This is a genomic window from Limnobaculum zhutongyuii, assembly GCF_004295645.1.
Classification (GTDB): Bacteria; Pseudomonadota; Gammaproteobacteria; order Enterobacterales; family Enterobacteriaceae; genus Limnobaculum; species Limnobaculum zhutongyuii.
The window spans coordinates 4103093-4126157 of the sequence record NZ_CP034752.1; the positions used below are offsets into that span (position 1 = coordinate 4103093).

General features: G+C 47.7%; 16 protein-coding genes, 1 tRNA gene, 3 rRNA genes and 2 pseudogenes. 11 read left to right on the forward strand and 11 right to left on the reverse strand.

All coding sequences use genetic code 11. The annotated features are described in order from the left end of the window. The first annotated feature begins 8 nt into the window (after positions 1 to 8). The 9 genes from hyfE (at position 9) to fdhF (ending at position 9331) form a co-directional block, all read left to right on the forward strand. A complete protein-coding gene (gene hyfE / locus EKN56_RS18285) occupies positions 9 to 659 on the forward strand; it encodes a hydrogenase 4 membrane subunit (protein WP_130593111.1) in 651 nt (216 codons plus the stop codon). Between the two features lie 5 nt (positions 660 to 664). Beyond that, positions 665 to 2230, forward strand: a complete 1566-nt coding sequence (locus tag EKN56_RS18290; RefSeq protein ID WP_130593112.1) for a hydrogenase 4 subunit F — start codon at positions 665 to 667, stop codon at positions 2228 to 2230. 23 nt (positions 2231 to 2253) lie between these two features. Then, positions 2254 to 3966 (forward strand): hydrogenase large subunit, encoded by a 1713-nt coding sequence (locus EKN56_RS18295; RefSeq protein ID WP_130593113.1) that lies wholly within the window; start codon positions 2254 to 2256, stop codon positions 3964 to 3966. 16 nt (positions 3967 to 3982) lie between these two features. Then, positions 3983 to 4537 (forward strand): hydrogenase 4 subunit H, encoded by a 555-nt coding sequence (gene hyfH / locus EKN56_RS18300; RefSeq protein WP_130593114.1) that lies wholly within the window; start codon positions 3983 to 3985, stop codon positions 4535 to 4537. Then, positions 4534 to 5316 (forward strand): NADH-quinone oxidoreductase subunit B family protein, encoded by a 783-nt coding sequence (locus tag EKN56_RS18305; RefSeq protein WP_130593115.1) that lies wholly within the window; start codon positions 4534 to 4536, stop codon positions 5314 to 5316. Before hyfH ends, EKN56_RS18305 begins: the two co-directional genes overlap by 4 nt. A 4-nt stretch (positions 5317 to 5320) precedes the next feature. Continuing rightward, the gene (locus EKN56_RS18310) at positions 5321 to 5731 is read left to right on the forward strand and encodes a formate hydrogenlyase maturation HycH family protein (RefSeq protein ID WP_130593116.1); all 411 of its coding nucleotides are present in this window, start codon (positions 5321 to 5323) and stop codon (positions 5729 to 5731) included. Continuing rightward, positions 5731 to 6204: a hydrogenase maturation peptidase HycI gene (gene hycI / locus EKN56_RS18315; RefSeq protein WP_130593117.1), complete on the forward strand. Its 474-nt coding sequence runs from the start codon at positions 5731 to 5733 to the stop codon at positions 6202 to 6204. Before EKN56_RS18310 ends, hycI begins: the two co-directional genes overlap by 1 nt. Before the next feature lie 403 nt (positions 6205 to 6607). Continuing rightward, positions 6608 to 7147 carry a 4Fe-4S dicluster domain-containing protein gene (locus EKN56_RS18320; RefSeq protein WP_130593118.1) on the forward strand — a complete coding sequence of 180 codons (540 nt, stop codon included), beginning with the start codon at positions 6608 to 6610 and terminating at the stop codon, positions 7145 to 7147. A gap of 39 nt (positions 7148 to 7186) precedes the next feature. Next, positions 7187 to 9331, forward strand: a complete 2145-nt coding sequence (gene fdhF / locus EKN56_RS18325; RefSeq protein ID WP_130593119.1) for a formate dehydrogenase subunit alpha — start codon at positions 7187 to 7189, stop codon at positions 9329 to 9331. Between the two features lie 69 nt (positions 9332 to 9400). Here fdhF and EKN56_RS18330 read toward each other — a convergent pair. From EKN56_RS18330 to EKN56_RS18340, 3 genes and pseudogenes are all read right to left on the reverse strand, one after another. Then, positions 9401 to 11023: pseudogene (locus tag EKN56_RS18330) on the reverse strand (sigma 54-interacting transcriptional regulator); the annotation flags it as partial. A 339-nt stretch (positions 11024 to 11362) separates the two neighbouring features. Continuing rightward, positions 11363 to 12286 carry an NAD(+)/NADH kinase gene (locus tag EKN56_RS18335; protein ID WP_130593121.1) on the reverse strand — a complete coding sequence of 308 codons (924 nt, stop codon included), beginning with the start codon at positions 12284 to 12286 and terminating at the stop codon, positions 11363 to 11365. Continuing rightward, the gene (locus EKN56_RS18340) at positions 12283 to 13296 is read right to left on the reverse strand and encodes an SPFH domain-containing protein (protein WP_130593122.1); all 1014 of its coding nucleotides are present in this window, start codon (positions 13294 to 13296) and stop codon (positions 12283 to 12285) included. Before EKN56_RS18340 ends, EKN56_RS18335 begins: the two co-directional genes overlap by 4 nt. A 200-nt stretch (positions 13297 to 13496) precedes the next feature. Between EKN56_RS18340 and EKN56_RS18345 the strand changes: the two genes are divergently transcribed. Further along, entirely contained in the window at positions 13497 to 14216 is a 720-nt protein-coding gene (locus EKN56_RS18345; RefSeq protein ID WP_130593123.1) for an NUDIX hydrolase, read from the forward strand. A 515-nt stretch (positions 14217 to 14731) separates the two neighbouring features. On the opposite strand, the gene rrf is transcribed toward EKN56_RS18345, so the two are convergent. The 4 genes from rrf to EKN56_RS18365 form a co-directional block, all read right to left on the reverse strand. Then, positions 14732 to 14847 (reverse strand): 5S ribosomal RNA (gene rrf, locus EKN56_RS18350). A 130-nt stretch (positions 14848 to 14977) separates the two neighbouring features. Next, positions 14978 to 17883: ribosomal RNA gene (locus EKN56_RS18355) — 23S ribosomal RNA — on the reverse strand. A gap of 216 nt (positions 17884 to 18099) precedes the next feature. Then, a tRNA-Glu gene (locus EKN56_RS18360) sits at positions 18100 to 18175 on the reverse strand. Positions 18176 to 18266: 91 nt separating this feature from the next. After that, positions 18267 to 19809: ribosomal RNA gene (locus EKN56_RS18365) — 16S ribosomal RNA — on the reverse strand. The 16S, 23S and 5S rRNA genes sit together here with 1 tRNA gene alongside, the layout of an rRNA operon. A gap of 516 nt (positions 19810 to 20325) precedes the next feature. Between EKN56_RS18365 and EKN56_RS18370 the strand changes: the two are divergent. Further along, positions 20326 to 20858 (forward strand): annotated as a pseudogene (locus EKN56_RS18370) (gamma carbonic anhydrase family protein). Between the two features lie 11 nt (positions 20859 to 20869). On the opposite strand, the gene EKN56_RS18375 reads toward EKN56_RS18370, so the two are convergent. From EKN56_RS18375 to EKN56_RS18390, 4 genes are read right to left on the reverse strand one after another with little or no spacing between them, the layout of a single operon-like run. After that, entirely contained in the window at positions 20870 to 21127 is a 258-nt protein-coding gene (locus tag EKN56_RS18375; RefSeq protein ID WP_130593124.1) for a DUF1488 family protein, read from the reverse strand. Beyond that, positions 21124 to 21942: a shikimate dehydrogenase gene (aroE, locus tag EKN56_RS18380; protein ID WP_130593125.1), complete on the reverse strand. Its 819-nt coding sequence runs from the start codon at positions 21940 to 21942 to the stop codon at positions 21124 to 21126. Before aroE ends, EKN56_RS18375 begins: the two co-directional genes overlap by 4 nt. A gap of 17 nt (positions 21943 to 21959) precedes the next feature. Further along, positions 21960 to 22517 (reverse strand): L-threonylcarbamoyladenylate synthase type 1 TsaC, encoded by a 558-nt coding sequence (tsaC, locus tag EKN56_RS18385; protein ID WP_130593126.1) that lies wholly within the window; start codon positions 22515 to 22517, stop codon positions 21960 to 21962. Further along, positions 22510 to 23061 (reverse strand): DNA topoisomerase family protein, encoded by a 552-nt coding sequence (locus tag EKN56_RS18390; RefSeq protein ID WP_130593127.1) that lies wholly within the window; start codon positions 23059 to 23061, stop codon positions 22510 to 22512. The genes tsaC and EKN56_RS18390 overlap by 8 nt, the downstream gene beginning before the upstream one ends. Positions 23062 to 23065: the final 4 nt, after the last annotated feature.

The following is a 23065-nucleotide window of genomic DNA, read 5'->3' on the forward strand; positions in this document are numbered from 1 at the left end:
AGTTGATAATGACCGGAACGCTTATTGTAAACAATCTGGCGGGGCTGCTAATCATCAGCTCACTGCTTGTCATCGGCGCCAGGCAGCCGAAAAACTCTGCTCTGTTCTATGCTCTGCAGTCGCTGATACTGGTACTTATTTTTATCGCCCTGGCTTATACCATGAACGCCGAAGAGCTGTTCCTCTGGTCGGGAACTGCCTTTGTCACCAAAGTTCTGCTGGTGCCCTACATCATGTATAAGGCGCTGGGGAAACTTCAGGACGCTAACGCCGATACCCCGGTGATTGGCATGGGGCTACTGATACTGATTGCCGCCATCATCATTGTTCTGAGCTATCTGGTGGTGGATTTAGTGAAGCTACCAATGGTTGAGAACCTAAAACCAGCGCTGAGCGTCTCTCTCAGCCACTTCTTTCTGGGTTTGCTGTGCATTGTTAGCCAGCGCAATATTCTCAAACAGATTTTTGGCTACTGCCTGATGGAGAACGGCGCTCATCTGACGCTGGCTCTGATGGCGTATAAGGCGCCGGAACTGGTGGAAATTGGTGTAGCTACCGATGCTATTTTTGCCGTAATCATTATGTCCGTGATGGCGCGTAAGATATACCGCACGCTGAAAACCCTGGACGTACGTCAACTCACTGCGTTGAAGGGGTAACCGAGATGACAAATACTGAATGGATTTATGCACTATTACTGGTGCCGCTGATTATCTCGCTGCTCTGCTTTGCATCTCGTGGATTAGGTGGGGCATCCCGTCAGGCAACCTCCCTGCTCCATCTGGCGGGAATTATCCTGACCTGTCTGTTATCCCTGATGGTTGTCAGCGATGTGATAACCAATGACACACTGCTAGCCATGCATCAGTGGATCTATATCGACAGTTTAGGTGCCCTGTTTATCGCCATCATCGGTATTATCGGCCTGCTTACCGGATTGTACTCCATGGGTTATATGGGGCACGAAGTAGATCATGGTGAAGTCACGGTACCAACACTGTGTAACTATTATGGTTTCTTCCATCTGTTTCTATTCACCATGCTGGTGGCGGTAACCGCTAATAACATCATTATGATGTGGGTGGCCATTGAAGCAACCACCCTGAGCTCCGCATTCTTAGTCGGGTTATACGGCCAACGATCTTCATTAGAAGCAGCCTGGAAATACATCATCATTTGTACTGTCGGCGTAGCTTTTGGCCTGTATGGAACGGTGCTGGTTTATGCTAATGCGGCCAGCGTATTAACCGATCCGGGTAGCGCCATCTTCTGGACGGTACTGCACGATAATGCAGAGTTACTGGATCCAACCCTGATGCATCTGGCATTTGCCTTCGTGCTGATTGGTTTTGGTACTAAATCTGGTTTATTCCCTATGCACGCCTGGTTACCGGATGCCCACAGTGAAGCGCCCAGCCCAACCAGCGCCATGCTGTCTGCCGTACTGCTTAACTGTGCCATGCTGATTGTTATCCGCTATTACATTATCGTCAGCAAAGCTATCGGCCCGGCCTTCCCACAAACTCTGATGTTGGTATTTGGCCTGCTGTCTGTCGCCGTTGCCGCCCTGTTTATTATCGTCCAGCGCGATATGAAACGTCTGCTGGCCTATTCCAGTGTGGAAAACATGGGGCTGATCGCTCTCGCCATGGGTATCGGCGGTCCGTTGGGTATCCTCGCTGCTCTGCTGCATACCATTAACCACAGTCTGGCAAAAACGCTACTGTTCTGTTGCTCCGGTAACGTCCTGCTGAAGTACGGTACCCGGGATATGGACGCTATCAAAGGCATCATGAAAGTGGCACCGGTCACTGCAATTCTGTTTGCCGGAGGTGCGTTGGCTCTCGGTGGCATGCCGCCGTTTAACGTATTTATCAGCGAATTTATGCTGGTCACGGCCGGTATTCAGAGTGAAAAAATCGCTGTGATTATCATCACTTTGCTGCTGTTAACCATTGTTCTCGCCGGACTGGTAAGAATGGTGGCAGGTACCGTTTTAGGCCCAAGCCCTGAGGCGGTAGCAAAAGGTGAGCTTGGTAGCCTGACCACCTTACCGATTGCGGTACTAATGGTGTTAATGCTGGTCATGGGTCTGCATATTCCTCAACCGGTTTTACAGTTGCTGCACAATGCCACCAGCATCGTGTTGGATAATGGTGGTGCACCGTTAAGTGATTACCTGACATTACCGTGGCAAAGCGTTCAATCTGCCGTCACGCATGGTCAATAGCAAGGATCGACAGGAGAAGAAAAGTGAATATATCCAATGAAACCAAAGTCGGTCATGACTATGTCGAAGGTTTAAGACAGAAGTTTCCTTCAGCAATCATCGATGAAAGCTGGCAAACGGAAAATCAGGTTACTGTAACGATAAAAATCAATATGCTGCCGGAAGTCGTAGAATGGCTGTATTACGTGCAAGGCGGTTGGATATCGGTACTGTTTGGTAACGATGAACGCCCGCTTAACGGACACTATGCGGTGTACTACGTGCTTTCGATGGAAGCCACAGTAAAAAGTTTTGTCACAGTTAAAATACTGGTGGACGAGCGCACATTAGAGTTCCCTTCAGTTACTCCCCGGGTTCCTGCCTGTGTCTGGGGGGAGCGGGAAGTTCGCGATATGTACGGCCTTCGCCCTGTAGGGTTACCTGACGAACGTCGCTTAGTTCTGCCCGATGACTGGCCGGACGATATCTATCCGCTACGCAAAGATGCTATGGACTACCGGGAACGTCCGGATCCAACCACCAAAACTGAAACCTACCAGTTTGTTAATGAAGCCGGAGAAAGTCGGGTAGTGCCAATTGGCCCGTTACATATTACTTCCGATGAGCCGGGCCACTTCCGTCTGTTTGTTGATGGTGAAGATATTGTGGATGCAGATTATCGCCTGTTCTACGTTCACCGCGGCATGGAAAAACTGGCAGAAACCCGAATGGGCTACGATGAAGTCACCTTTCTCGCCGACCGGGTATGCGGTATCTGCGGCTTTACCCATAGCGTCGCCTATGCCAACTCGGTAGAAAATGCGCTGGGAATTCGGGTACCTGAACGGGCCCAAATGATTCGTACCATCTTACTGGAGGTAGAACGGCTACACAGCCATCTGCTGAATATTGGCCTCTCCTGCCACTTTGTTGGTTTCGACACCGGCTTTATGCAGTTTTTCCGCGTGCGTGAAAAAGCCATGAAGATGGCAGAAATGCTGACCGGTGCCCGTAAAACTTACGGCCTTAATCTGATTGGCGGTGTCCGACGGGATATTCTGAAAGAGCAGCGTATCCAGACGATTAAAATGCTACAGGAGATGCGCGCCGAAGTGACTCGTCTGGTAGAAATTTTGTTGGAAACGCCAAATATGCATCAGCGCACCAGCGGCGTTGGCATACTGGATCGTAAGGTTGCCCGCGATTACAGCCCGGTTGGCCCGGTGGTTCGTGCCAGCGGCTATCATCGGGACGTGCGTAAAGTTCACCCTTTTACTGCTTACGCCTCCATTCCTTTTGATATGCACGTAATGGAAGGATGTGATGTTAATTCACGGGTCATGATCCGCATCCAGGAGTTTTTTGAATCCATTGGCATCATTGAATACGCACTGGATAACCTGCCGGCAGGTCCGCTGTTAGTAGAGGGCTTTAGCTATCAGCCACATAACTTTGCCCTGGGTATTACCGAAGCACCACGCGGTGAAGATATTCACTGGAGCATGCTGGGTGATAATCAAAAGCTTTACCGCTGGCGCTGCCGTGCCGCAACCTATGCTAACTGGCCACCGCTGCGTTATATGCTGCGGGGGAATACCGTATCTGACGCGCCGCTGATTATTGGCAGCCTTGACCCTTGCTACTCCTGTACCGACCGGGTCACCGTGGTTGATGTGCGCAAGCGCAAAGCTCAAACCGTTGCCTATAAAGAAATTGAACGGTATGGCATTGAGCGCAAAAACTCGCCGCTGAAATAACGGAGGATAATCCAGTATGTTTAAGTTATTAAAAACCATACTTAACGTCGGCGATACCACGGTTAAATATCCGTTCAAGCCCTACGAAGTTTGCCCTGATTTTCGCGGCAAACCGGAATATCACGCAGAGCAATGTATCGCTTGTGCTGCCTGTACCATGGCCTGTCCGGCAAATGCTTTAACCATGAGCACAGATACCGCTACCGGTGAACGTAAGTGGTTACTATTCCTTGGCCGCTGCATCTTTTGCGGACGCTGTGAAGAAGTCTGCCCTACCAAGGCGATTCGCCTGTCGGAAGATTTTGAACTGGCTGTTTTCAATAAACAGGATCTATTTCAGGAAGCGGTATTCCAGTTGACAGATTGTCAGGTATGCCATCGACCATTTGCTCCGCGTAAATCTATCGATTACGCCATCGCGCTGTTAATTCAGTCGGGGCTTTCTGCTGAAGAAGCACAGACCATGCGCCCGCTGTTTGAAACCTGTCCGGACTGTAAACGAAAACATAATTCCATCAGCGCGCCGGGCGTTACTCTGGGGCAACATCTCAATCAGGAGGCGGCGAAATGAATATCAATGTTCCGGACGCGGTTAACGGTATTTCAACGCCAATCACCGTTGATGAGCAAGTAGCAAAACTGAAGAAAGCGTTACTGAAAGATATTCAACGTTCTGCCTATGTTTATCGCGTGGACTGCGGTGGCTGTAACGGCTGCGAAATTGAGATCTTTGGCACTATCACCCCGGTGTTCGACACCGAGCGGTTTGGCATTAAAGTGGTCTCGTCACCACGCCATGCTGACATTCTGCTGTTTACCGGTGCCGTTACCAGAGCCATGAGAACGCCCGCTATTCGTGCCTATGAGTCAGCCCCCGATCCGAAAATTTGTATCTCTTACGGAGCCTGCGGGTGCGGTGGCGGAATCTTCCACGACCTCTATTGTGTATGGGGAGGCAGCGACCAGATTGTACCCATTGATGTCTATATTCCCGGCTGCCCTCCAACTCCTGCCGCCACTATCTATGGTTTTGCCATGGCGCTGGGGCTGTTGGATCAAAAACTCAAACTGCCTGACCACACTGAAACAGTAGGTGAGCAATCACTACTGCGCTTCCCTTCTCTACCGCCGGAGTTAAGAGTCGAACTGGAACGAGAAGCACGTCGTATGGCCGGTTATCGTCAGGGTGGTGACATTGCCCAAACCTTTATGCAGTTACTCACTCAGGATAGCCCTCAGCACGTTGATGAGCGCATCCACCATTATCTCAAACAACATGATGACCCTCGTTTAACTGAGATTGTCACTAATTTGCAAAACATCTGTACGCCGTTAATCAATGGGAAATAGCGTAATGAATGAAGATAAAGTGGTGTTTTACTCTCTCAATCAAAAATTCCTTGATAGCGATGAGGATATGCCCGAACAGGCTCAGCAGGTTATGTATTATTCGCTGGCCATTGGTCATCACGTTGGTGTGATTGATTGTCTGAAAACCCTGATGGAGTGCCCAACAGAGGAATACCGCCACTGGATTGCTCAATTACCCGAGGGCGGTGAGGCTCGGCGTAAAATGGAAGGGTTAATCAAATTCGGTGAAATCACCATTGATTGTACTCATACCCAACTTCTGGCAAAAGCTTGGTCGGTAGTGACTAAGCAACTGACAGAAGAGCAACTCCTGTGGACAAATACGCTGATGAAGGCGTTGCACGACATCGAACGTGAACCCGCTATCTATCTTATGGTCAGGAGACGAAATTAATGTCACAGCAAACCTCCGGTAATAATGTGGTGCTTACCGTCGGCAATAACATGATGGGGGATGACGGTGCAGGACCACTGCTTTATGACATGATGAACGAAGTGCCTATTTCCGGCTGGCTGGCGATTGATGGTGGATCTGCACCAGAGAACTCTGCCCATCAGATTCGGGACCTCAAGCCTGACACCTTGATAATTGTCGATGCAGCAGACATGGAGTTGGATGCCGGAGAGATCCGCATTATTGATGCGGACATGATCGCGGAAATGTTCATTATGAGTACTCATAACTTACCGTTGAGCTTTCTGATTGACCAACTGAAAGAAGATATTCCAAACGTCATTTTTATTGGTATTCAACCCTCTATCGTTTCATTCGCCTTCCCAATGACGGATGAAGTTAAGGTGGCAGTAAAAGAGATATATCGCAGTTTGATCGCCAGGCAATACGAGCAACAGTTCATATCGCTCTAAATATACATTCAGGCATATTCACAAATTGATGACCATCAAATAGACAAGTTTGCTGAATCATACTGAATATTGCGGCACATCAAGATTGCCATTGTTTATCTGGTGTATCACTGCTTGGGGCAAGCTATTTTTGCCAGGGAATTATTCACTCTGCAAATAGTTATCACGCCCGGTTTATCGACATATTTGCCGAAGTATCTGTCGATATAATGGCCTTATGGCACTCGGCACGAATTCGCTTTGTTGCATTAGTTATTAAAATTCAACAAATTATAAAATAAGAAAAACTGGCATAAACCCTGCTTAGTTAATGGTGAGCATACTTAACGCAGGGTATACCAACGTTTAAACACGATTTATTACTGGCGGGTTGCCGTCGGAAGCGAGTAATGGAGATACATTTATGAACCGGTTCGTTATCGCCGATCCAAAAAACTGTATTGGATGTCGCACCTGTGAAGTTGCCTGCGCGGTGGTCCATAGCACTGATAACGATGTGGCTAATATGTCGGTTAAAAGCTTTGCTCCTCGTATCAAGGTTGTCAGAGGACAAACCGTAAGTACCGCCATTCTATGTCGCCATTGTGAAGATGCCCCCTGTGCAGAAGTATGCCCTAACGGTGCTATTGTCAGACGTAACGACAGTATTCAGGTTATGCAGGAAAAATGTATTGGTTGTAAAACCTGTGCTATCGCCTGCCCTTACGGTGCCATGAGCATCGTGACGAAAAGCGTTACTGTGCCGGGCGTCGTCACCAGTCAACGGCAAAAAACTGAAGCGCTGAAGTGCGACCTCTGTGAAGGAATTGCTGAAAGCCCTACCTGCGTCAGAGTTTGCCCAACCAATGCATTACGTCTGGTCACACCGGAATCTCTTGATGCCATGATGCGGCAGAAACAGGAACGGGCTGCGCTGGATGAAGCCATAGAAATTCATTTTTAGTCATCAGGTATATCGACTGGCTTGAGGAGTTAAACGAGCATGAAAAAAGTTATTACCGTCTGCCCGTATTGTGCATCGGGCTGTAAAATCAACCTGTTGGTTGATGGCGGGAAAGTCGTTGGGGCCGAAGGTGCCAACGGTGTGACCAACCAGGGTGAGCTTTGTTTAAAAGGCTACTATGGTTGGGATTTCCTGAATGATACCAAAATTCTGACTCCCCGCCTGACCAAGCCGATGATTCGTCGTCAGCGCGGCGGTGAGCTTGAAGCCGTATCCTGGGACGAGGCAATCGAGTTTGCCAGCTCCCGCATGAAAAAGATCATTGAAGAGCACGGTCCGGATGCTGTTATGACGTCTGGTTCATCTCGTGGCCCCGGCAACGAAGTGAACTACATCATGCAGAAATTTGCCCGTGCCGCTATTGGCACCAACAACGTGGATTGTTGCGCACGCGTTTGACATGGCCCTTCGGTTGCAGGTCTGCACCGCTCAGTGGGTAATGGCGCGATGAGTAACTCCATCGTTGAAATGGAAGACACTCAATGTCTGTTTATCTTCGGTTATAACGCCGCAGACTCTCACCCTATTGTTGCCCGCCGTATTTTAAAGGCTAAGGCAAAGGGTGCCAAAGTGATTGTTTGCGATCCACGTTATATTGAAACGGCACGTATCGCTGACATGTATCTACCGTTGAAAAACGGCAGTAACGTCGCGTTGCTGAATGCCTTTGCTAATGTGTTAATCAGCGAAAATCTGTACAACAAAGAGTTTGTTGAAAATCACACCGAAGGGTTTGAGGAATACTGCAAGAACGTTGAGAAATATACTCCGGAGTACGTGGAAAGTATCACCGGATTATCGGCTAAACAGATCCGTGAAACCATCCGCATGTATGCCGCTGCACCATCGGCAACCATTCTGTGGGGCATGGGGGTAACTCAGTGGGGGCAAGGAGTTGATACCGTCCGCTGTTTAACCAGTCTGGCATTGCTCACGGGGAATATAGGTCGCCCTAATGTCGGTGTTGCACCTGTTCGTGGTCAAAATAACGTTCAGGGCGCCTGCGATATGGGAGCACTGATTGATACTCTGCCGGGTTATCAGTATGTCAACGACCCCGTTGCCCGCGAGAAATTCGCTAAAGCCTGGGGCGTTGAGTCGATTCCGGAGAAAAAAGGCTATCCTCTCAGCGAACTACCACATAACGCAATTTCCGGTAAGGTAAAAGCATTCTATGTAATGGGTGAAGACCCAATGCAAACTGAACCGGATCTGTCGGTAGTGCGTCAGGGTTTTGAAGCCCTCGAGCTGGTTATCGTTCAGGATATCTTTATGACCCAGACGGCAGCCATGGCTGACGTTATCTTCCCGGCCACCTCATGGGGTGAGCATGAAGGGGTTTATACCAGCGCAGACCGCGGATTCCAGCGTTTCTACAAAGCCGTTGAACCTAAAGGCGATGTAAAAACCGACTGGGAAATTATCTGCCGGATGTCTACCGCTCTTGGTTACCCGATGAAGTACAACAACACTAAAGAAATTTGGGACGAACTGCGTGAACTGTGCCCAATTTACTATGGTGCAACTTACGAGAAGATGGAAGGCTTAGGCTATGTACAATGGCCATGCCCAACATTGGACCATCCGGGAACCCAATATCTGTTTGCCGGCAGTAAATTTAACCGTCCAAATGGAAAAGGTGAACTGTATGCCACCGACTGGCGGCCACCGATGGAGCTCACCGATGAAGAGTATCCATTGGCATTGGCAACGGTGCGGGAAGTGGGTCACTACTCTTGTCGTTCAATGACCGGTAACTGTGCCGCACTGCAAACGCTGGCGGACGAGCCTGGTTATGTTCAAATCAACACGCAGAATGCTGCAGAATTAGGTATTCGCGATCAGCAGTTGGTTTGGATCTCTTCCCGTCGGGGTAAAGTCATTAGTCGTGCTGCCGTTAGCGATCGTACCAATAAAGGCGCGGTTTATATGACCTACCAGTGGTGGATCGGTGCCTGTAACAAGCTGACGCTGGATGAGCTGGATCCTATCTCCAGAACGCCAGAATTCAAACACTGTGCGGTTAAGCTTGAAGCAATTCCGGATCAAAATTGGGCTGAAAGCTATGTGCAGAAAGAGTACAGCGCGTTGAAGAGTCGGTTACGTCAGGCCGCTGAAGTCTAGCGGGTCAGTTATACAGAAAAGGGCTGATTTTTCAGCCCTTTTTCTTTATTTCTAACCATCTATCTCTATTCAACTATCATCCTGAATATCTTTTACTGAAATTCCCAGGCGCTGCATGCGGGACAGCAGGGTGGTTCGCTTTAGACCCAGCTTTTCTGCGGCTCCTCTTGGGCCTGCGACGATGCCGTTGGTTTCTTTTAGCACCTGAATAATTTCCTGACGTTCTGTTTCATCATCATCGGCCAGTTTTACTGGCTTGGTCTTCATCAGCTTAGCCATGACTTTTACCGGCTGAGGATGACTATCCATAGGTGAAAGATGGTATTGTAATTCATGCGGTTGAAGATTCAGCGTAGTGCCTTTGGTCAGGATAACTGCTCTTTCAATAACGTTTTCCAGCTCACGGACATTCCCCGGCCAGGGTAATTTTTTAAGCAAATTGATGGTTTCTGTTGGCACGCTTTCGATATGCCGGTTCATACGACGAGCGATCTTTTTGGTAAAAAATTTAACCAGCGGAGGAATATCTTCCGGACGATCGCGTAGCGGTGGAATTACAATAGGAAATACATTCAGTCGATAATAAAGATCGCTGCGGTACTGCTTATCAATGACCATCTGATGCAAGTTACAGTTAGTGGCGGCAATCAGTCTGACATCAACGGGAATGATCTTGTTACTTCCCAGACGCTCTATTTCTCGTTCCTGAATAACCCGCAGCAGCTTGGCTTGCAACTCCAGTGGGATATCCCCCACTTCATCAAGAAACAGCGAACTACGATTAGCCTGTTCAAAACGGCCAATGCGTTGAGCCGTTGCCCCAGTAAATGCCCCTTTTTCATGACCAAACAGATCGCTCTCCAGCAAACCTGAAGGTATCGCCGCACAGTTAACTTTAATCATAGTGCGGGCGCTACGCTGGCTCATTTTATGAATGGCTCTGGCTATCAGCTCTTTTCCTGTACCAGTTTCTCCCAGTATCAGAACGGTACAATCACTCTCGGCCACCATAGCAACCTGCTCAAGCACCGATGACATAGCTTCACTTTGGCCAATTATCTCATCAAAATTCTCAAAATTTTTGATCTCTTCAGTGAGATACTGGTTCTCATAAAGCAGGTTGTCTTTCAGGCGAGAAATCTCTTCATACGCCAGTGCATTATCAATAGCTATCGAGATTCTTGCTGCAATATGCTGGAGCAGATGAATATTTTTGCTGGAAAAGACGCTGTCATCAATACTACCTAAACACAGCACACCCAGCACTTTTTCGTTAAATATCAGCGGTAAGAGACAAAACGTCGGCAGTGTAGTTTTAAGCATTGCCCCAATATAATCGTCATTGTTATCGTGCCGGTTAAACTTACAGCCATATATCAGCCGAGCCTGTGGCTCATTAAATACTCGTGATAACGTTGGGCTATCTAACGAAAGACTTTCCTGAGTTCGTTGTACTTTTTGGCTGGATTTAAAGTAGGTGGTGTAGCGGCTCAAACGTTGATTAGTATTATCTGGCAGGTCAAGGCTGATATAGCTGATATTAAAGAAGTGATGTATCTCATCAGAAAGTTCACAAGAGAGTTCAGTAAGGTCTCTTTTGGCAATAACAGTATTGGTGACATCAACCAAAATGCGAAAGTTCTCCAACTCCTGTCGGAGTGCATCTTCCTCATCAAGACCGGTTGATTGCTCTATGTGTAACAATGCCATAGTCCTATCGCCATTAAAGCCAGAAAATGAATTACTCAGGCAGACTATATTGGTGCAGGTGCGATATCAGTGAACTCGCTATCTTCTGCATTGAGTATCAGGAATGCGTTCTGAACTTACTGTAATAGCTAATAGTTTACGCCATTAACCTTATTGTTTGTATGACTTTTGCCAACTAGATTACTAAAAATGAACGTGGATCAAATTTAGGCTGTAATAGTGGTAATAAGCGCTGATGGTTTATGCGATATGCATGCACATTATGTGCTTAGTTATCTGATATGGTTATAATTTATAACACAATTTGTCGCCAATAACATATTACACTACCAGTTGACCAACGCTTTTGCTAATACCAATATTAACCAATGTGCCCGCAGTAAAATCAATACGGTCATTCTCAATTCCATCTGAAAAAATAACGCCATTATCTGCCATATTTGACTGAAGAGTTAATGGATGAGCACTATCCACTTTACCAAAAACTAAATTTGTTCCGGTCGTTTTACTGGGAAAAGGTTCTCTGACAGAGAAATAGAGAAAGTCGCTATCCCAGGCAAATCCCTGACTCAATTTGGATGAAACCGCCACTCCGGCAATACCGGCCGCACCAGCCAAAATACTTTTAAACCATCCGGTAGAACCCAGGCCAGTACTGATAATCACTCCACTGCTGCTTTGCCGCTCGCGCTGGTTACCAGATACAATTTCATAGCGAGCTGAACTATGGCTGGCGGGGCCAATAAACAGGTCGTTAACCGCCAATAGTGATTGGCCACGATTCGTAGTGGCTTGCGCCATTTTGATTGATTTAATTGTCGAACGGTTTAATAAAAGGGATTTCAACACTCCGGTTAAATCACCGACCTTAAAAGGCAGCAATATGCCATCATAAGTCGTTGGCATAGGATTAATCGCAATCACTGGCTGGCCAGACAAATACTTCAGCGTATTAGCAACCAGCCCATCCTGCCCCAACACCACTACAATATCGTCATCAGAAAACTGATAAGTGGGCAAAAAACGCCGGTCCAACACTTGCAACCGGCCAGTTCCTTTGAGCTTTTCTACTACTGAGTCATACGCCTGCATAAACAGGCGATGCTCCTCTTGATAGTAGTCAAATGACTCTCCCAAATGTTTAAGGTAAAACTCGGCCTGCCCTTTGGTACCATAACGCTGGATAAGTTCCTGTAAGCGAGTAGGCCGGGTTACTAATATGAGTTTGCGGTCAGTAATCATCATGCCTCCTGACGAATCAATGAATTAAGCAATTCCGGGCTAATATTCAAATTACCCACTTTATTTTCACCCTGAGTCAAATTCTCAAATGCCTGAGCTATTAGCTGTTCAGGACGCATATTACTCATTGCCAGAGCCTTAAGAATTTCCGGACCAACGGACTCGTACACTTTCATACGCTTTTCAATGCCGTAGGCGGCAACGTCGGCCAGCGCTCGCTCATTTTCTGAAGTCAGTTGAACCAGTGACTGACGCTGTTGCTCTTCCGCAATTTCAGCCTTAATCTTCTCCTCATTCAGCACATATTTTTTCTGTAATACCATCCTCTGAGCTTCAATCTTCGCTTCCTCAATTTCTTGTTTCTTACGTTGAATTGCCACCTCCGTAGCCAGCTCTTTCTCTTTTACCGCCTTTTCTTGCTCAATGCTGGACAAACGACGGATATAAATTGCATCGTCGGACTCTTTCAGTAGCTGCTCACGTACCTCAGCCTCCAGTGCTTTGGCCGTTTCCGGAGAAGGTGAAATTGCCGTAATCGCCACATCCAGAACGCTAACCCCCAAAGCCTCTAACACTTCAGACGAAGCTAACTGAATTTTCAGGTATTGAATCAGTTCCGGAGCAAATACCAGCGCCTCTCTCAAAGGCTGCCGTTGTAATCTGTCGCGAACCGCCACCTGTACGCTGCGCTGTACCCTGTCATCCAACTTTTGAGGATCGTCAGAAACGTAACGTCCGCTGCTTTTAATGGTGAAATTCAGCATTTTGGCTGCCTGTTCTGGCGTGGTAATACAATACGTTACCTGTCCCTGAATGGTAACCTGCTGAAAATCTGAGGTTTGTAATAGGAAAACGAATGGCAACTCTTTACTGGAAACCGGTACTGCCGCCAGTGTTGAAGTAAAAGATGAATAGTAAAAACTCATCCCTACTCCCTGTCTGACAACCTGACCTTTTTGAAATTGAATCAGGTGAGTTGATGAGTCAGCTTTAATAAAATTTAATCCAAACATAAATACCTCCAATTAATGTCTCTATGACATTAATATAACTGTCCCAGAGACATTAATAGTCAAGCGTTTATGTCACTAAAATAACAATTAAGATATATCGCTATGTAATATAAGTAATTATTTCTACATTCGAGTTACTGCTTGTTGAAACACATAGAGTCTGATAATTTTGTCTTAAAGACATTTAAATCACAGAAACCATGCAATCAGAACAAGAATTTCTCAGACATTACGACTCGTCTCAATTTCCCTCACCCATTGTCACGGTTGATAGCGTGCTGTTTACGCTAAAAGATGGAGCACTGTGTGTTCTGTTAGTAAAACGCGCTAACCACCCGCAGCAAGGATATTGGGGATTACCCGGTGGATTTATTGATATGTTGCGTGATGACACCATCTATCAAACTGCAATGCGTAAAATCGTGGAGAAAACCGGTGTGACTCCCGCTTACTTGGAACAACTTGAGACATTCTCCGGAACAGAACGCGACCCAAGAGGATGGAGTCTGACAACAGCCTATTTTGCACTTATTGCTTATCAAAACTGTCAAACTCAGATTGATGATGTATTGGATGCAAAGTGGTGGTCAGTAAAACAGATCCCATCCATTAAAGAGATCGCCTTCGATCATCAGCATATTATTGAAAAAGCCATCCACCGTCTGGAACAGAAAACGCTCTACTCAATGTTACCGGTTTACTGCCTGCCAGATGAATTCACATTATCAGAGCTACAAACGGTTATTGAAACTATTCTGGACAAGCCGATTCAGCGTAAAAGTCTGGTAAGACGCTTTGATGCCTCAGGTATTTTTGAAGAAACCGGTAAGTTTGCAGCTACGGGATCGCGACAGGCCAAGATCTATCGTAAAATGGATAATGTCGATATTCAGAACTTTTCGCGTAACTTAGGTGAGTGATTGACATGATTATCTGAACTCATGGTTTCAGGCCACCGGCAAACCTGACAAATTGACTGGAGCGGATATTCCGGCCGTAACCGGTATGTGCTGATATCGCTAAAGTGCCCGGCCGGTAGAGCCGGTTTCTGAATATTTCACCATCTGCATAAAGCAAGAAACCCGCCTTTCAGCCGAAGTGACTCTTCCTGATGAGAACCTGATAAATTGACTGGAGCGGATATTCCGGCCGTAACCGGTATGTGCTGATATCACTTAGGTGCCCGGCCGGCAGGGCCAGTTTCTGAATATTTCGTGAGCTGCATAAAGCAAAAAACCCTCAGTCTTTCGACTGAGGGTTTTTCTTAATTAAAGTCTGGCAGTTTATGAATGACTGCGTCATTCACCCTTCGGGTCAACGCTGTGCGTTGCTCAAACCCGCTTCGCAGGTTTGTCCTACTCTCCATCGAGTAGCGAACTGCATCACCATCAAAGCAAAAACCCCCAGCTTACGCTGAGGGTTTCTCTTAATTAAAGCCTGGCAGTTCCCTACTCTCGCATGGGGAAGCCCCACACTACCATCGGCGCTACGGCGTTTCACTTCTGAGTTCGGCATGGGGTCAGGTGGGACCACCGCGCTGTCGCCGCCAGGCATATTCTGTACATGAACCGTTGTATGTCAATATCACTATCCACACAACCATCCATTTCAATCCTGAACATTCGCTGAAATTCGACTTCTCTCTCTCAATCTCATCTCACCAAAACACCTTCGGTGTTGTAAGGTTAAGTCTCACGGTTCATTAGTATCGGTTAGCTCAACGTATCGCTACGCTTACACACCCGACCTATCAACGTCATAGTCTTTAACGTTCCTTCAGTGGACTCTGGGTCCAAGGGAAGACTCATCTCGAGGCAAGTTTCCCGCTTAGATGCTTTCAGCGGTTATCTTTTCCGCACGTAGCTACCGGGCAATGCCATTGGCATGACAACCCGAACACCAGTGGTGCGTTCACTCCGGTCCTCTCGTACTAGGAGCAACCCCTCTCAATCTTCCAGCGCCCACGGCAGATAGGGACCGAACTGTCTCACGACGTTCTAAACCCAGCTCGCGTACCACTTTAAACGGCGAACAGCCGTACCCTTGGGACCTACTTCAGCCCCAGGATGTGATGAGCCGACATCGAGGTGCCAAACACCGCCGTCGATATGAACTCTTGGGCGGTATCAGCCTGTTATCCCCGGAGTACCTTTTATCCGTTGAGCGATGGCCCTTCCATTCAGAACCACCGGATCACTAAGACCTACTTTCGTACCTGCTCGAGCCGTCACTCTCGCAGTCAAGCTAGCTTATGCCTTTGCACTAACCTCACGATGTCCGACCGTGATTAGCTAACCTTCGTGCTCCTCCGTTACTCTTTGGGAGGAGACCGCCCCAGTCAAACTACCCACCAGACACTGTCCTCAACCCGGATCACGGGCCAAAGTTAGAACATCAAACATTAAAGGGTGGTATTTCAAGGTTGGCTCCACGATGACTGGCGTCACCGCTTCAAAGCCTCCCACCTATCCTACACATCAAGGCTCAATGTTCAGTGTCAAGCTATAGTAAAGGTTCACGGGGTCTTTCCGTCTTGCCGCGGGTACACAGCATCTTCACTGCGAGTTCAATTTCACTGAGTCTCGGGTGGAGACAGCCTGGCCATCATTACGCCATTCGTGCAGGTCGGAACTTACCCGACAAGGAATTTCGCTACCTTAGGACCGTTATAGTTACGGCCGCCGTTTACTGGGGCTTCGATCAAGAGCTTCGCTTACGCTAACCCCATCAATTAACCTTCCAGCACCGGGCAGGCGTCACACCGTATACGTCCACTTTCGTGTTTGCACAGTGCTGTGTTTTTAATAAACAGTTGCAGCCAGCTGGTATCTTCGACTGGCTTCAGCTCCATGGGTAAACCACTTCACCTAATGCCAGCGTGCCTTCTCCCGAAGTTACGGCACCATTTTGCCTAGTTCCTTCACCCGAGTTCTCTCAAGCGCCTGAGTATTCTCTACCTGACCACCTGTGTCGGTTTGGGGTACGATTTAATGTTACCTGGAGCTTAGAGGCTTTTCCTGGAAGCAGGGCATCAACTACTTCACCACCGTAGTGGCTCGTCATCACGCCTCAGTGTTAATAAGCAATCGGATTTACCTAATCACTCCACCTACACGCTTAAACCGGGACAACCGTCGCCCGGATAGCCTAGCCTTCTTCGTCCCCCCTTCGCAGTAACACCAAGTACAGGAATATTAACCTGTTTCCCATCGACTACGCCTTTCGGCCTCGCCTTAGGGGTCGACTCACCCTGCCCCGATTAACGTTGGACAGGAACCCTTGGTCTTCCGGCGAGCGGGCTTTTCACCCGCTTTATCGTTACTTATGTCAGCATTCGCACTTCTGATACCTCCAGCAGACCTCACAGTCCACCTTCGCAGGCTTACAGAACGCTCCCCTACCCAACAATATTTTCATATCGCTGCCGCAGCTTCGGTGCATGGTTTAGCCCCGTTACATCTTCCGCGCAGGCCGACTCGACCAGTGAGCTATTACGCTTTCTTTAAATGATGGCTGCTTCTAAGCCAACATCCTGGCTGTCTGTGCCTTCCCACATCGTTTCCCACTTAACCATGACTTTGGGACCTTAGCTGGCGGTCTGGGTTGTTTCCCTCTTCACGACGGACGTTAGCACCCGCCGTGTGTCTCCCGTGATAACATTCTTCGGTATTCGGAGTTTGCATCGAGTTGGTAAGCCGGGATGGCCCCCTAGTCGAAACAGTGCTCTACCCCCGAAGATGAGTTCACGAGGCGCTACCTAAATAGCTTTCGGGGAGAACCAGCTATCTCCCGGTTTGATTGGCCTTTCACCCCCAGCCACAGGTCATCCGCTAATTTTTCAACATTAGTCGGTTCGGTCCTCCAGTTAGTGTTACCCAACCTTCAACCTGCCCATGGCTAGATCACCGGGTTTCGGGTCTATACCTTGCAACTTGACGCCCAGTTAAGACTCGGTTTCCCTACGGCTCCCCTATTCGGTTAACCTTGCTACAAAATATAAGTCGCTGACCCATTATACAAAAGGTACGCAGTCACACCCCAAAGGGTGCTCCCACTGCTTGTACGTACACGGTTTCAGGTTCTGTTTCACTCCCCTCGCCGGGGTTCTTTTCGCCTTTCCCTCACGGTACTGGTTCACTATCGGTCAGTCAGGAGTATTTAGCCTTGGAGGATGGTCCCCCCATATTCAGACAGGATGTCACGTGTCCCGCCTTACTCATCGAACTCACAATCTGTGCATTTTGGTGTACGGGACTATCACCCTGTACCGTGCGACTTTCCAGACGCTTCCACTAACACACAAACTGATTCAGGTTCTGGGCTCCTCCCCGTTCGCTCGCCGCTACTGGGGGAATCTCGGTTGATTTCTTTTCCTCGGGGTACTTAGATGTTTCAGTTCCCCCGGTTCGCCTCATACGACTATGTATTCATCGTATGATAGTGCAACGAATTGCACTGGGTTTCCCCATTCGGGTATCGCCGGTTATAACGGTTCATATCACCTTACCGACGCTTATCGCAGATTAGCACGCCCTTCATCGCCTCTGACTGCCTAGGCATCCACCGTGTACGCTTAGTCACTTAACCTCACAACCCGAAGGTGTCTCGAAAGACAACATTCTAAAGTTGCAAACAATTGAGAGACTCGCTCAGTCCACTACATGTCAGTGTATTACTCATGTATGGCTGAGGATTCAAATTTCAGCTTGTTCCGGATTGTTAAAGAGCAAATATCTCAAACATGGCTCAGTAAGCCAGTTTTGAGATATTCATCGACAATGTCTTTCACCCATTATCAGCAAGTGGCGTCCCCTAGGGGATTCGAACCCCTGTTACCGCCGTGAAAGGGCGGTGTCCTAGGCCTCTAGACGAAGGGGACACAGATATGTCAGCTTCGCAGACGCTTTGCTCTCTTTTTATTTCATCAGACAATCTGTGTGGACACTGCACGCAACTGCATATCTTTCAGGTAAGGAGGTGATCCAACCGCAGGTTCCCCTACGGTTACCTTGTTACGACTTCACCCCAGTCATGAATCACAAAGTGGTAAGCGCCCTCCCGAAGGTTAAGCTACCTACTTCTTTTGCAACCCACTCCCATGGTGTGACGGGCGGTGTGTACAAGGCCCGGGAACGTATTCACCGTAGCATTCTGATCTACGATTACTAGCGATTCCGACTTCATGGAGTCGAGTTGCAGACTCCAATCCGGACTACGACGTACTTTATGAGGTCCGCATGCTCTCGCGAGGTAGCTTCTCTTTGTATACGCCATTGTAGCACGTGTGTAGCCCTACTCGTAAGGGCCATGATGACTTGACGTCATCCCCACCTTCCTCCGGTTTATCACCGGCAGTCTCCTTTGAGTTCCCACCATTACGTGCTGGCAACAAAGGATAGGGGTTGCGCTCGTTGCGGGACTTAACCCAACATTTCACAACACGAGCTGACGACAGCCATGCAGCACCTGTCTCAGAGCTCCCGAAGGCACTAAAGCATCTCTGCTAAATTCTCTGGATGTCAAGAGTAGGTAAGGTTCTTCGCGTTGCATCGAATTAAACCACATGCTCCACCGCTTGTGCGGGCCCCCGTCAATTCATTTGAGTTTTAACCTTGCGGCCGTACTCCCCAGGCGGTCGACTTAACGCGTTAGCTCCGGAAGCCACTCCTCAAGGGAACAACCTCCAAGTCGACATCGTTTACAGCGTGGACTACCAGGGTATCTAATCCTGTTTGCTCCCCACGCTTTCGCACCTGAGCGTCAGTCTTTGTCCAGGGGGCCGCCTTCGCCACCGGTATTCCTCCACATCTCTACGCATTTCACCGCTACACATGGAATTCTACCCCCCTCTACAAGACTCTAGCTTGCCAGTTTCGGATGCAGTTCCCAGGTTAAGCCCGGGGATTTCACATCCGACTTGACAAACCGCCTGCGTGCGCTTTACGCCCAGTAATTCCGATTAACGCTTGCACCCTCCGTATTACCGCGGCTGCTGGCACGGAGTTAGCCGGTGCTTCTTCTGTGGGTAACGTCAATACATGGTGCTATTAACACCACATCCTTCCTCCCCACTGAAAGTGCTTTACAACCCTAAGGCCTTCTTCACACACGCGGCATGGCTGCATCAGGGTTTCCCCCATTGTGCAATATTCCCCACTGCTGCCTCCCGTAGGAGTCTGGGCCGTGTCTCAGTCCCAGTGTGGCTGGTCATCCTCTCAGACCAGCTAGGGATCGTCGCCTAGGTGAGCCATTACCCCACCTACTAGCTAATCCCATCTGGGTTCATCTGATGGCGCGAGGCCCGAAGGTCCCCCGCTTTGGTCTTGCGACGTTACGCGGTATTAGCTACCGTTTCCAGTAGTTATCCCCCTCCATCAGGCAGATCCCCAGACATTACTCACCCGTCCGCCGCTCGTCACCCAAGGAGCAAGCTCCTCTGTGCTACCGCCCGACTTGCATGTGTTAGGCCTGCCGCCAGCGTTCAATCTGAGCCATGATCAAACTCTTCAATTAAAAGCTTGATGCTCAAAGATTACTTTCAATAATTCAAATGAATTACTGTCTGGTCACTCTTTAAGACTTGGTATTTTTTTGTGTCGTTACACCGAAGTGTAATGACGTGAGATACCGTCTTGTGAGTGCCCACACAGATTGTCTGATAAATTGTTAAAGAGCATGGCCGACAGAAAGCTGCGCTTCCCGCGGCACGGGCTGCGTATATTACGCGAATCCGTTTCAGAGTCAATGAGTTCATTCACTCTTTTTGTTTCTCATTTAAGAGAATTTCGAATTAGGATTTGTGAGTTCGCTCACATCCGTTCGATGGAGGCGCATTATAGGCATCGGATCTTTTTGCACAAGGCTTTTTTGATAAAAAGAATTCATATGCACAATTTTTACTCTACAGCTTCTATTTTAGCTCATTTTTTAAACAAAAAAAGGCATTTTTGGATCCATTCATACTAAAAGGATCCAAATCGCATAAAATAGAATGATCTACTTATCTAATAATTCAGGATGCCATTCAAAATGTCAGGTGCTATTCGTAACTATCTCCACCATACACCCCAAATTGGTCAACGAGTCATGATCGATCCAGCCAGATCATTGGTCAGGTAACCTTAGCCGATGATTCAAACGTTTGGCCTTTAGCCGTTATTCGTGGAGATGTTAATTTCATCTCTATTGGCGCCAGAACAAATATTCAGGATGGTTGTATTTTGCACGTATCCCGGGGCAATGAGTCAAATCCTGATGGGCATCCTTTAATTATTGGGGATGATGTTACCGTTGGGCATGCAGCCATTCTTCATGGTTGTACCATTGGTAACAATACGCTGATAGGAATGGGAGCTCGGGTACTTGATGGTGCTATTGTGGAAGATAACGTCATGGTCGGTGCCGGTAGTTTAGTCGCGCCAGGCAAACGTCTCGAAAGTGGTTATCTGTATCTCGGTAATCCTGCCCGACAAGCTCGCCCATTGAATGAAGCAGAAATAGCCTCGTTAACAGCTTCAGCTAAAAACTATGTCATTTTGAAAGACCAATATTTAAATGGCTAAATCATTACTCATTAAATAACGACCCAACCATCATTATCGAATTCTTCATTTAAAATCATTTGTTCGAATTCATCTTCAAGATCCCAACGATACTGCCTGAACAGCTCAATAAACTGTTCGGGCCGTTCGGCAAAACCAAAACGCGCGTTGATAACTTTCCCCTGAATGCAACAGTGAACCTGAAACCCATTTACTAAGGCAGAACAGATAACAGCATTACGAATAGGATCCCATTCTTCATTATCAGTAAAAATGATCGACTGGTTCACTTAGTCAGTTCTTTACGTAATTCATTCAACACTGGTTCAACTTCTGGCATCACACCATGCCAAAGATTAAAGGCATGAGCGGCTTGCCCCACCAGCATTCCTAAACCATCAGCATGTTTTCCAGCTCCATGTTCTACAGCCCATTTCAGAAACGGAGTTAGTGCAGCCTGATAGAACATGTCATAACATACTGTATCCTTGGAGATTAATGATGATGAGATAGAGGGAACATCTCCACTGATACCTGTCGAAGTCGCATTAACAATCAGATCGAATTGATCTTCCGCTAACGCATCAGAAGGTTTACTGGTTATCTTGCCAAATGATGAGAATAATGATGCCAGCGTTTCTGCTTTTGCATATGTACGGTTAGTAACTACTAACTCACAACCGTATGACAGTAACGGTAAGATCACACCTCTGGCGGCCCCACCAGCACCTATCAGTAAAACTCGTGCACCTGGTATAACCATGCCCAAACGCTGCAAATCACTCAATAGTCCAATACCATCAGTGTTATCACCCAGCAAACGTCCATCATCCAGGCGTTTTATGGTATTTACTGCACCAGCAGAAGCCGCACGTTCAGTGAGTTCATCGCATATTGCATATGCGCGCTCTTTAAAAGGCAAAGTGATATTGGCACCTTTTGCTCCATTAGCAAAAAATGCCCTGATTTCATTTTCAAACCCATCAAGAGAGCCTAACTGCGTTACATAGTGCAAATCGATCCGACATCCTTCCGCAAAAAGATGGTGAATACATGGTGATTTGCTATGAGCAATTGGATTACCAAAAACAGCGAACTGTTGCATAAAACCCCTGAGAATAATTATCCCTGTCTGTATAGTTTTCCGGTTAATACGTCCCGAATTTCTGACGGTTTTTCACGCCCACCTACTAACCCTTTCAATACGGGAAAGTTATCACCAAACTGCTGCAAAACACCGTGTTCCGTTTTACACGGTTCCAACCCGCTTAAATTAGCACTGGTTGAAACCAAAGGCTTACCAAATGCCTGACAAAGTTCCCGCACCAGTAAGTGGTCACTAACCCTGACGGCCAGGGAGTCGAACTGTCCGGTTAACCACTTTGGTGTGGAAGGTCGCGCCGGTATTACCCAGGTTACAGGCCCAGGCCAGCTGGAAAACATGGTCATTCTTTGCTCAGCAGTTAGTTGCGTATCATCGATATAAGGCTGTAATTGCTCATAATTTGCAGCAATCAATATTAACCCTTTCTCCCATGAGCGCTGTTTCAATTGCAGAAGATGTTCCACTGCTAATTGACTGTCTGGATCGCAACCCAGTCCAAATACCGCTTCAGTTGGATAAGCAACAACCTGTTGTTGCTGAAGTTGCTCTACTATAAATTCTAAATTATCAGTCATCTTTCTCTGTCAAAACTTCTTTGCCGCACACTTTACTTGCACAAAACAGGCGATTACCTCTGGAGGTGCGTTTTTCCATCAAAAGAGGATAGTCGCATATCGGGCAGATTCCAGCTACAGGGGTATGATTAAGCGCAAATTGACACTCTGGATAACGATCGCAGGCGTGAAAAACCTTACCATAACGAGACTTCCGCTGTAACAACCTCCCTTGCTTACACTGCGGGCAAGCAATCTGAGTTTCATCAGGCTTATCAATCACCGCAATATATTCACAGTCAGGATAACTACTACAACCAATAAACATGCCATAGCGCCCCTGACGTAATACCAGAGTTTCACCACATTGGGGACAGTTCTGTCCTTCCAACACTTTAACGACATGACCATCACTTTGCGGCGTTAATGAGTGAATATAGGTACATTCAGGATAGCGAGAACATCCCTGAAATGGTCCCTGCTTGCCCGTGCGAATAACTAATGGCGCACCACATTCGGGGCAGAGCTCTTCACTTTTGCCTGTAAACAATGCTGTTTTACTCATAGCC

Coding starts and splice junctions, on each gene's coding strand:
- hyfE (WP_130593111.1), top strand. CDS start 9: ATGACCGGAACGCTTATTGTAAACAATCTGGCGGGGCTGCTAATCATC.
- EKN56_RS18290 (WP_130593112.1), top strand. CDS start 665: ATGACAAATACTGAATGGATTTATGCACTATTACTGGTGCCGCTGATT.
- hyfH (WP_130593114.1), top strand. CDS start 3,983: ATGTTTAAGTTATTAAAAACCATACTTAACGTCGGCGATACCACGGTT.
- EKN56_RS18305 (WP_130593115.1), top strand. CDS start 4,534: ATGAATATCAATGTTCCGGACGCGGTTAACGGTATTTCAACGCCAATC.
- EKN56_RS18310 (WP_130593116.1), top strand. CDS start 5,321: ATGAATGAAGATAAAGTGGTGTTTTACTCTCTCAATCAAAAATTCCTT.
- hycI (WP_130593117.1), top strand. CDS start 5,731: ATGTCACAGCAAACCTCCGGTAATAATGTGGTGCTTACCGTCGGCAAT.
- EKN56_RS18320 (WP_130593118.1), top strand. CDS start 6,608: ATGAACCGGTTCGTTATCGCCGATCCAAAAAACTGTATTGGATGTCGC.
- EKN56_RS18335 (WP_130593121.1), bottom strand. CDS start 12,286: ATGATGATTACTGACCGCAAACTCATATTAGTAACCCGGCCTACTCGC.
- EKN56_RS18340 (WP_130593122.1), bottom strand. CDS start 13,296: ATGTTTGGATTAAATTTTATTAAAGCTGACTCATCAACTCACCTGATT.
- EKN56_RS18345 (WP_130593123.1), top strand. CDS start 13,497: ATGCAATCAGAACAAGAATTTCTCAGACATTACGACTCGTCTCAATTT.
- aroE (WP_130593125.1), bottom strand. CDS start 21,942: ATGCAACAGTTCGCTGTTTTTGGTAATCCAATTGCTCATAGCAAATCA.
- tsaC (WP_130593126.1), bottom strand. CDS start 22,517: ATGACTGATAATTTAGAATTTATAGTAGAGCAACTTCAGCAACAACAG.
- EKN56_RS18390 (WP_130593127.1), bottom strand. CDS start 23,061: ATGAGTAAAACAGCATTGTTTACAGGCAAAAGTGAAGAGCTCTGCCCC.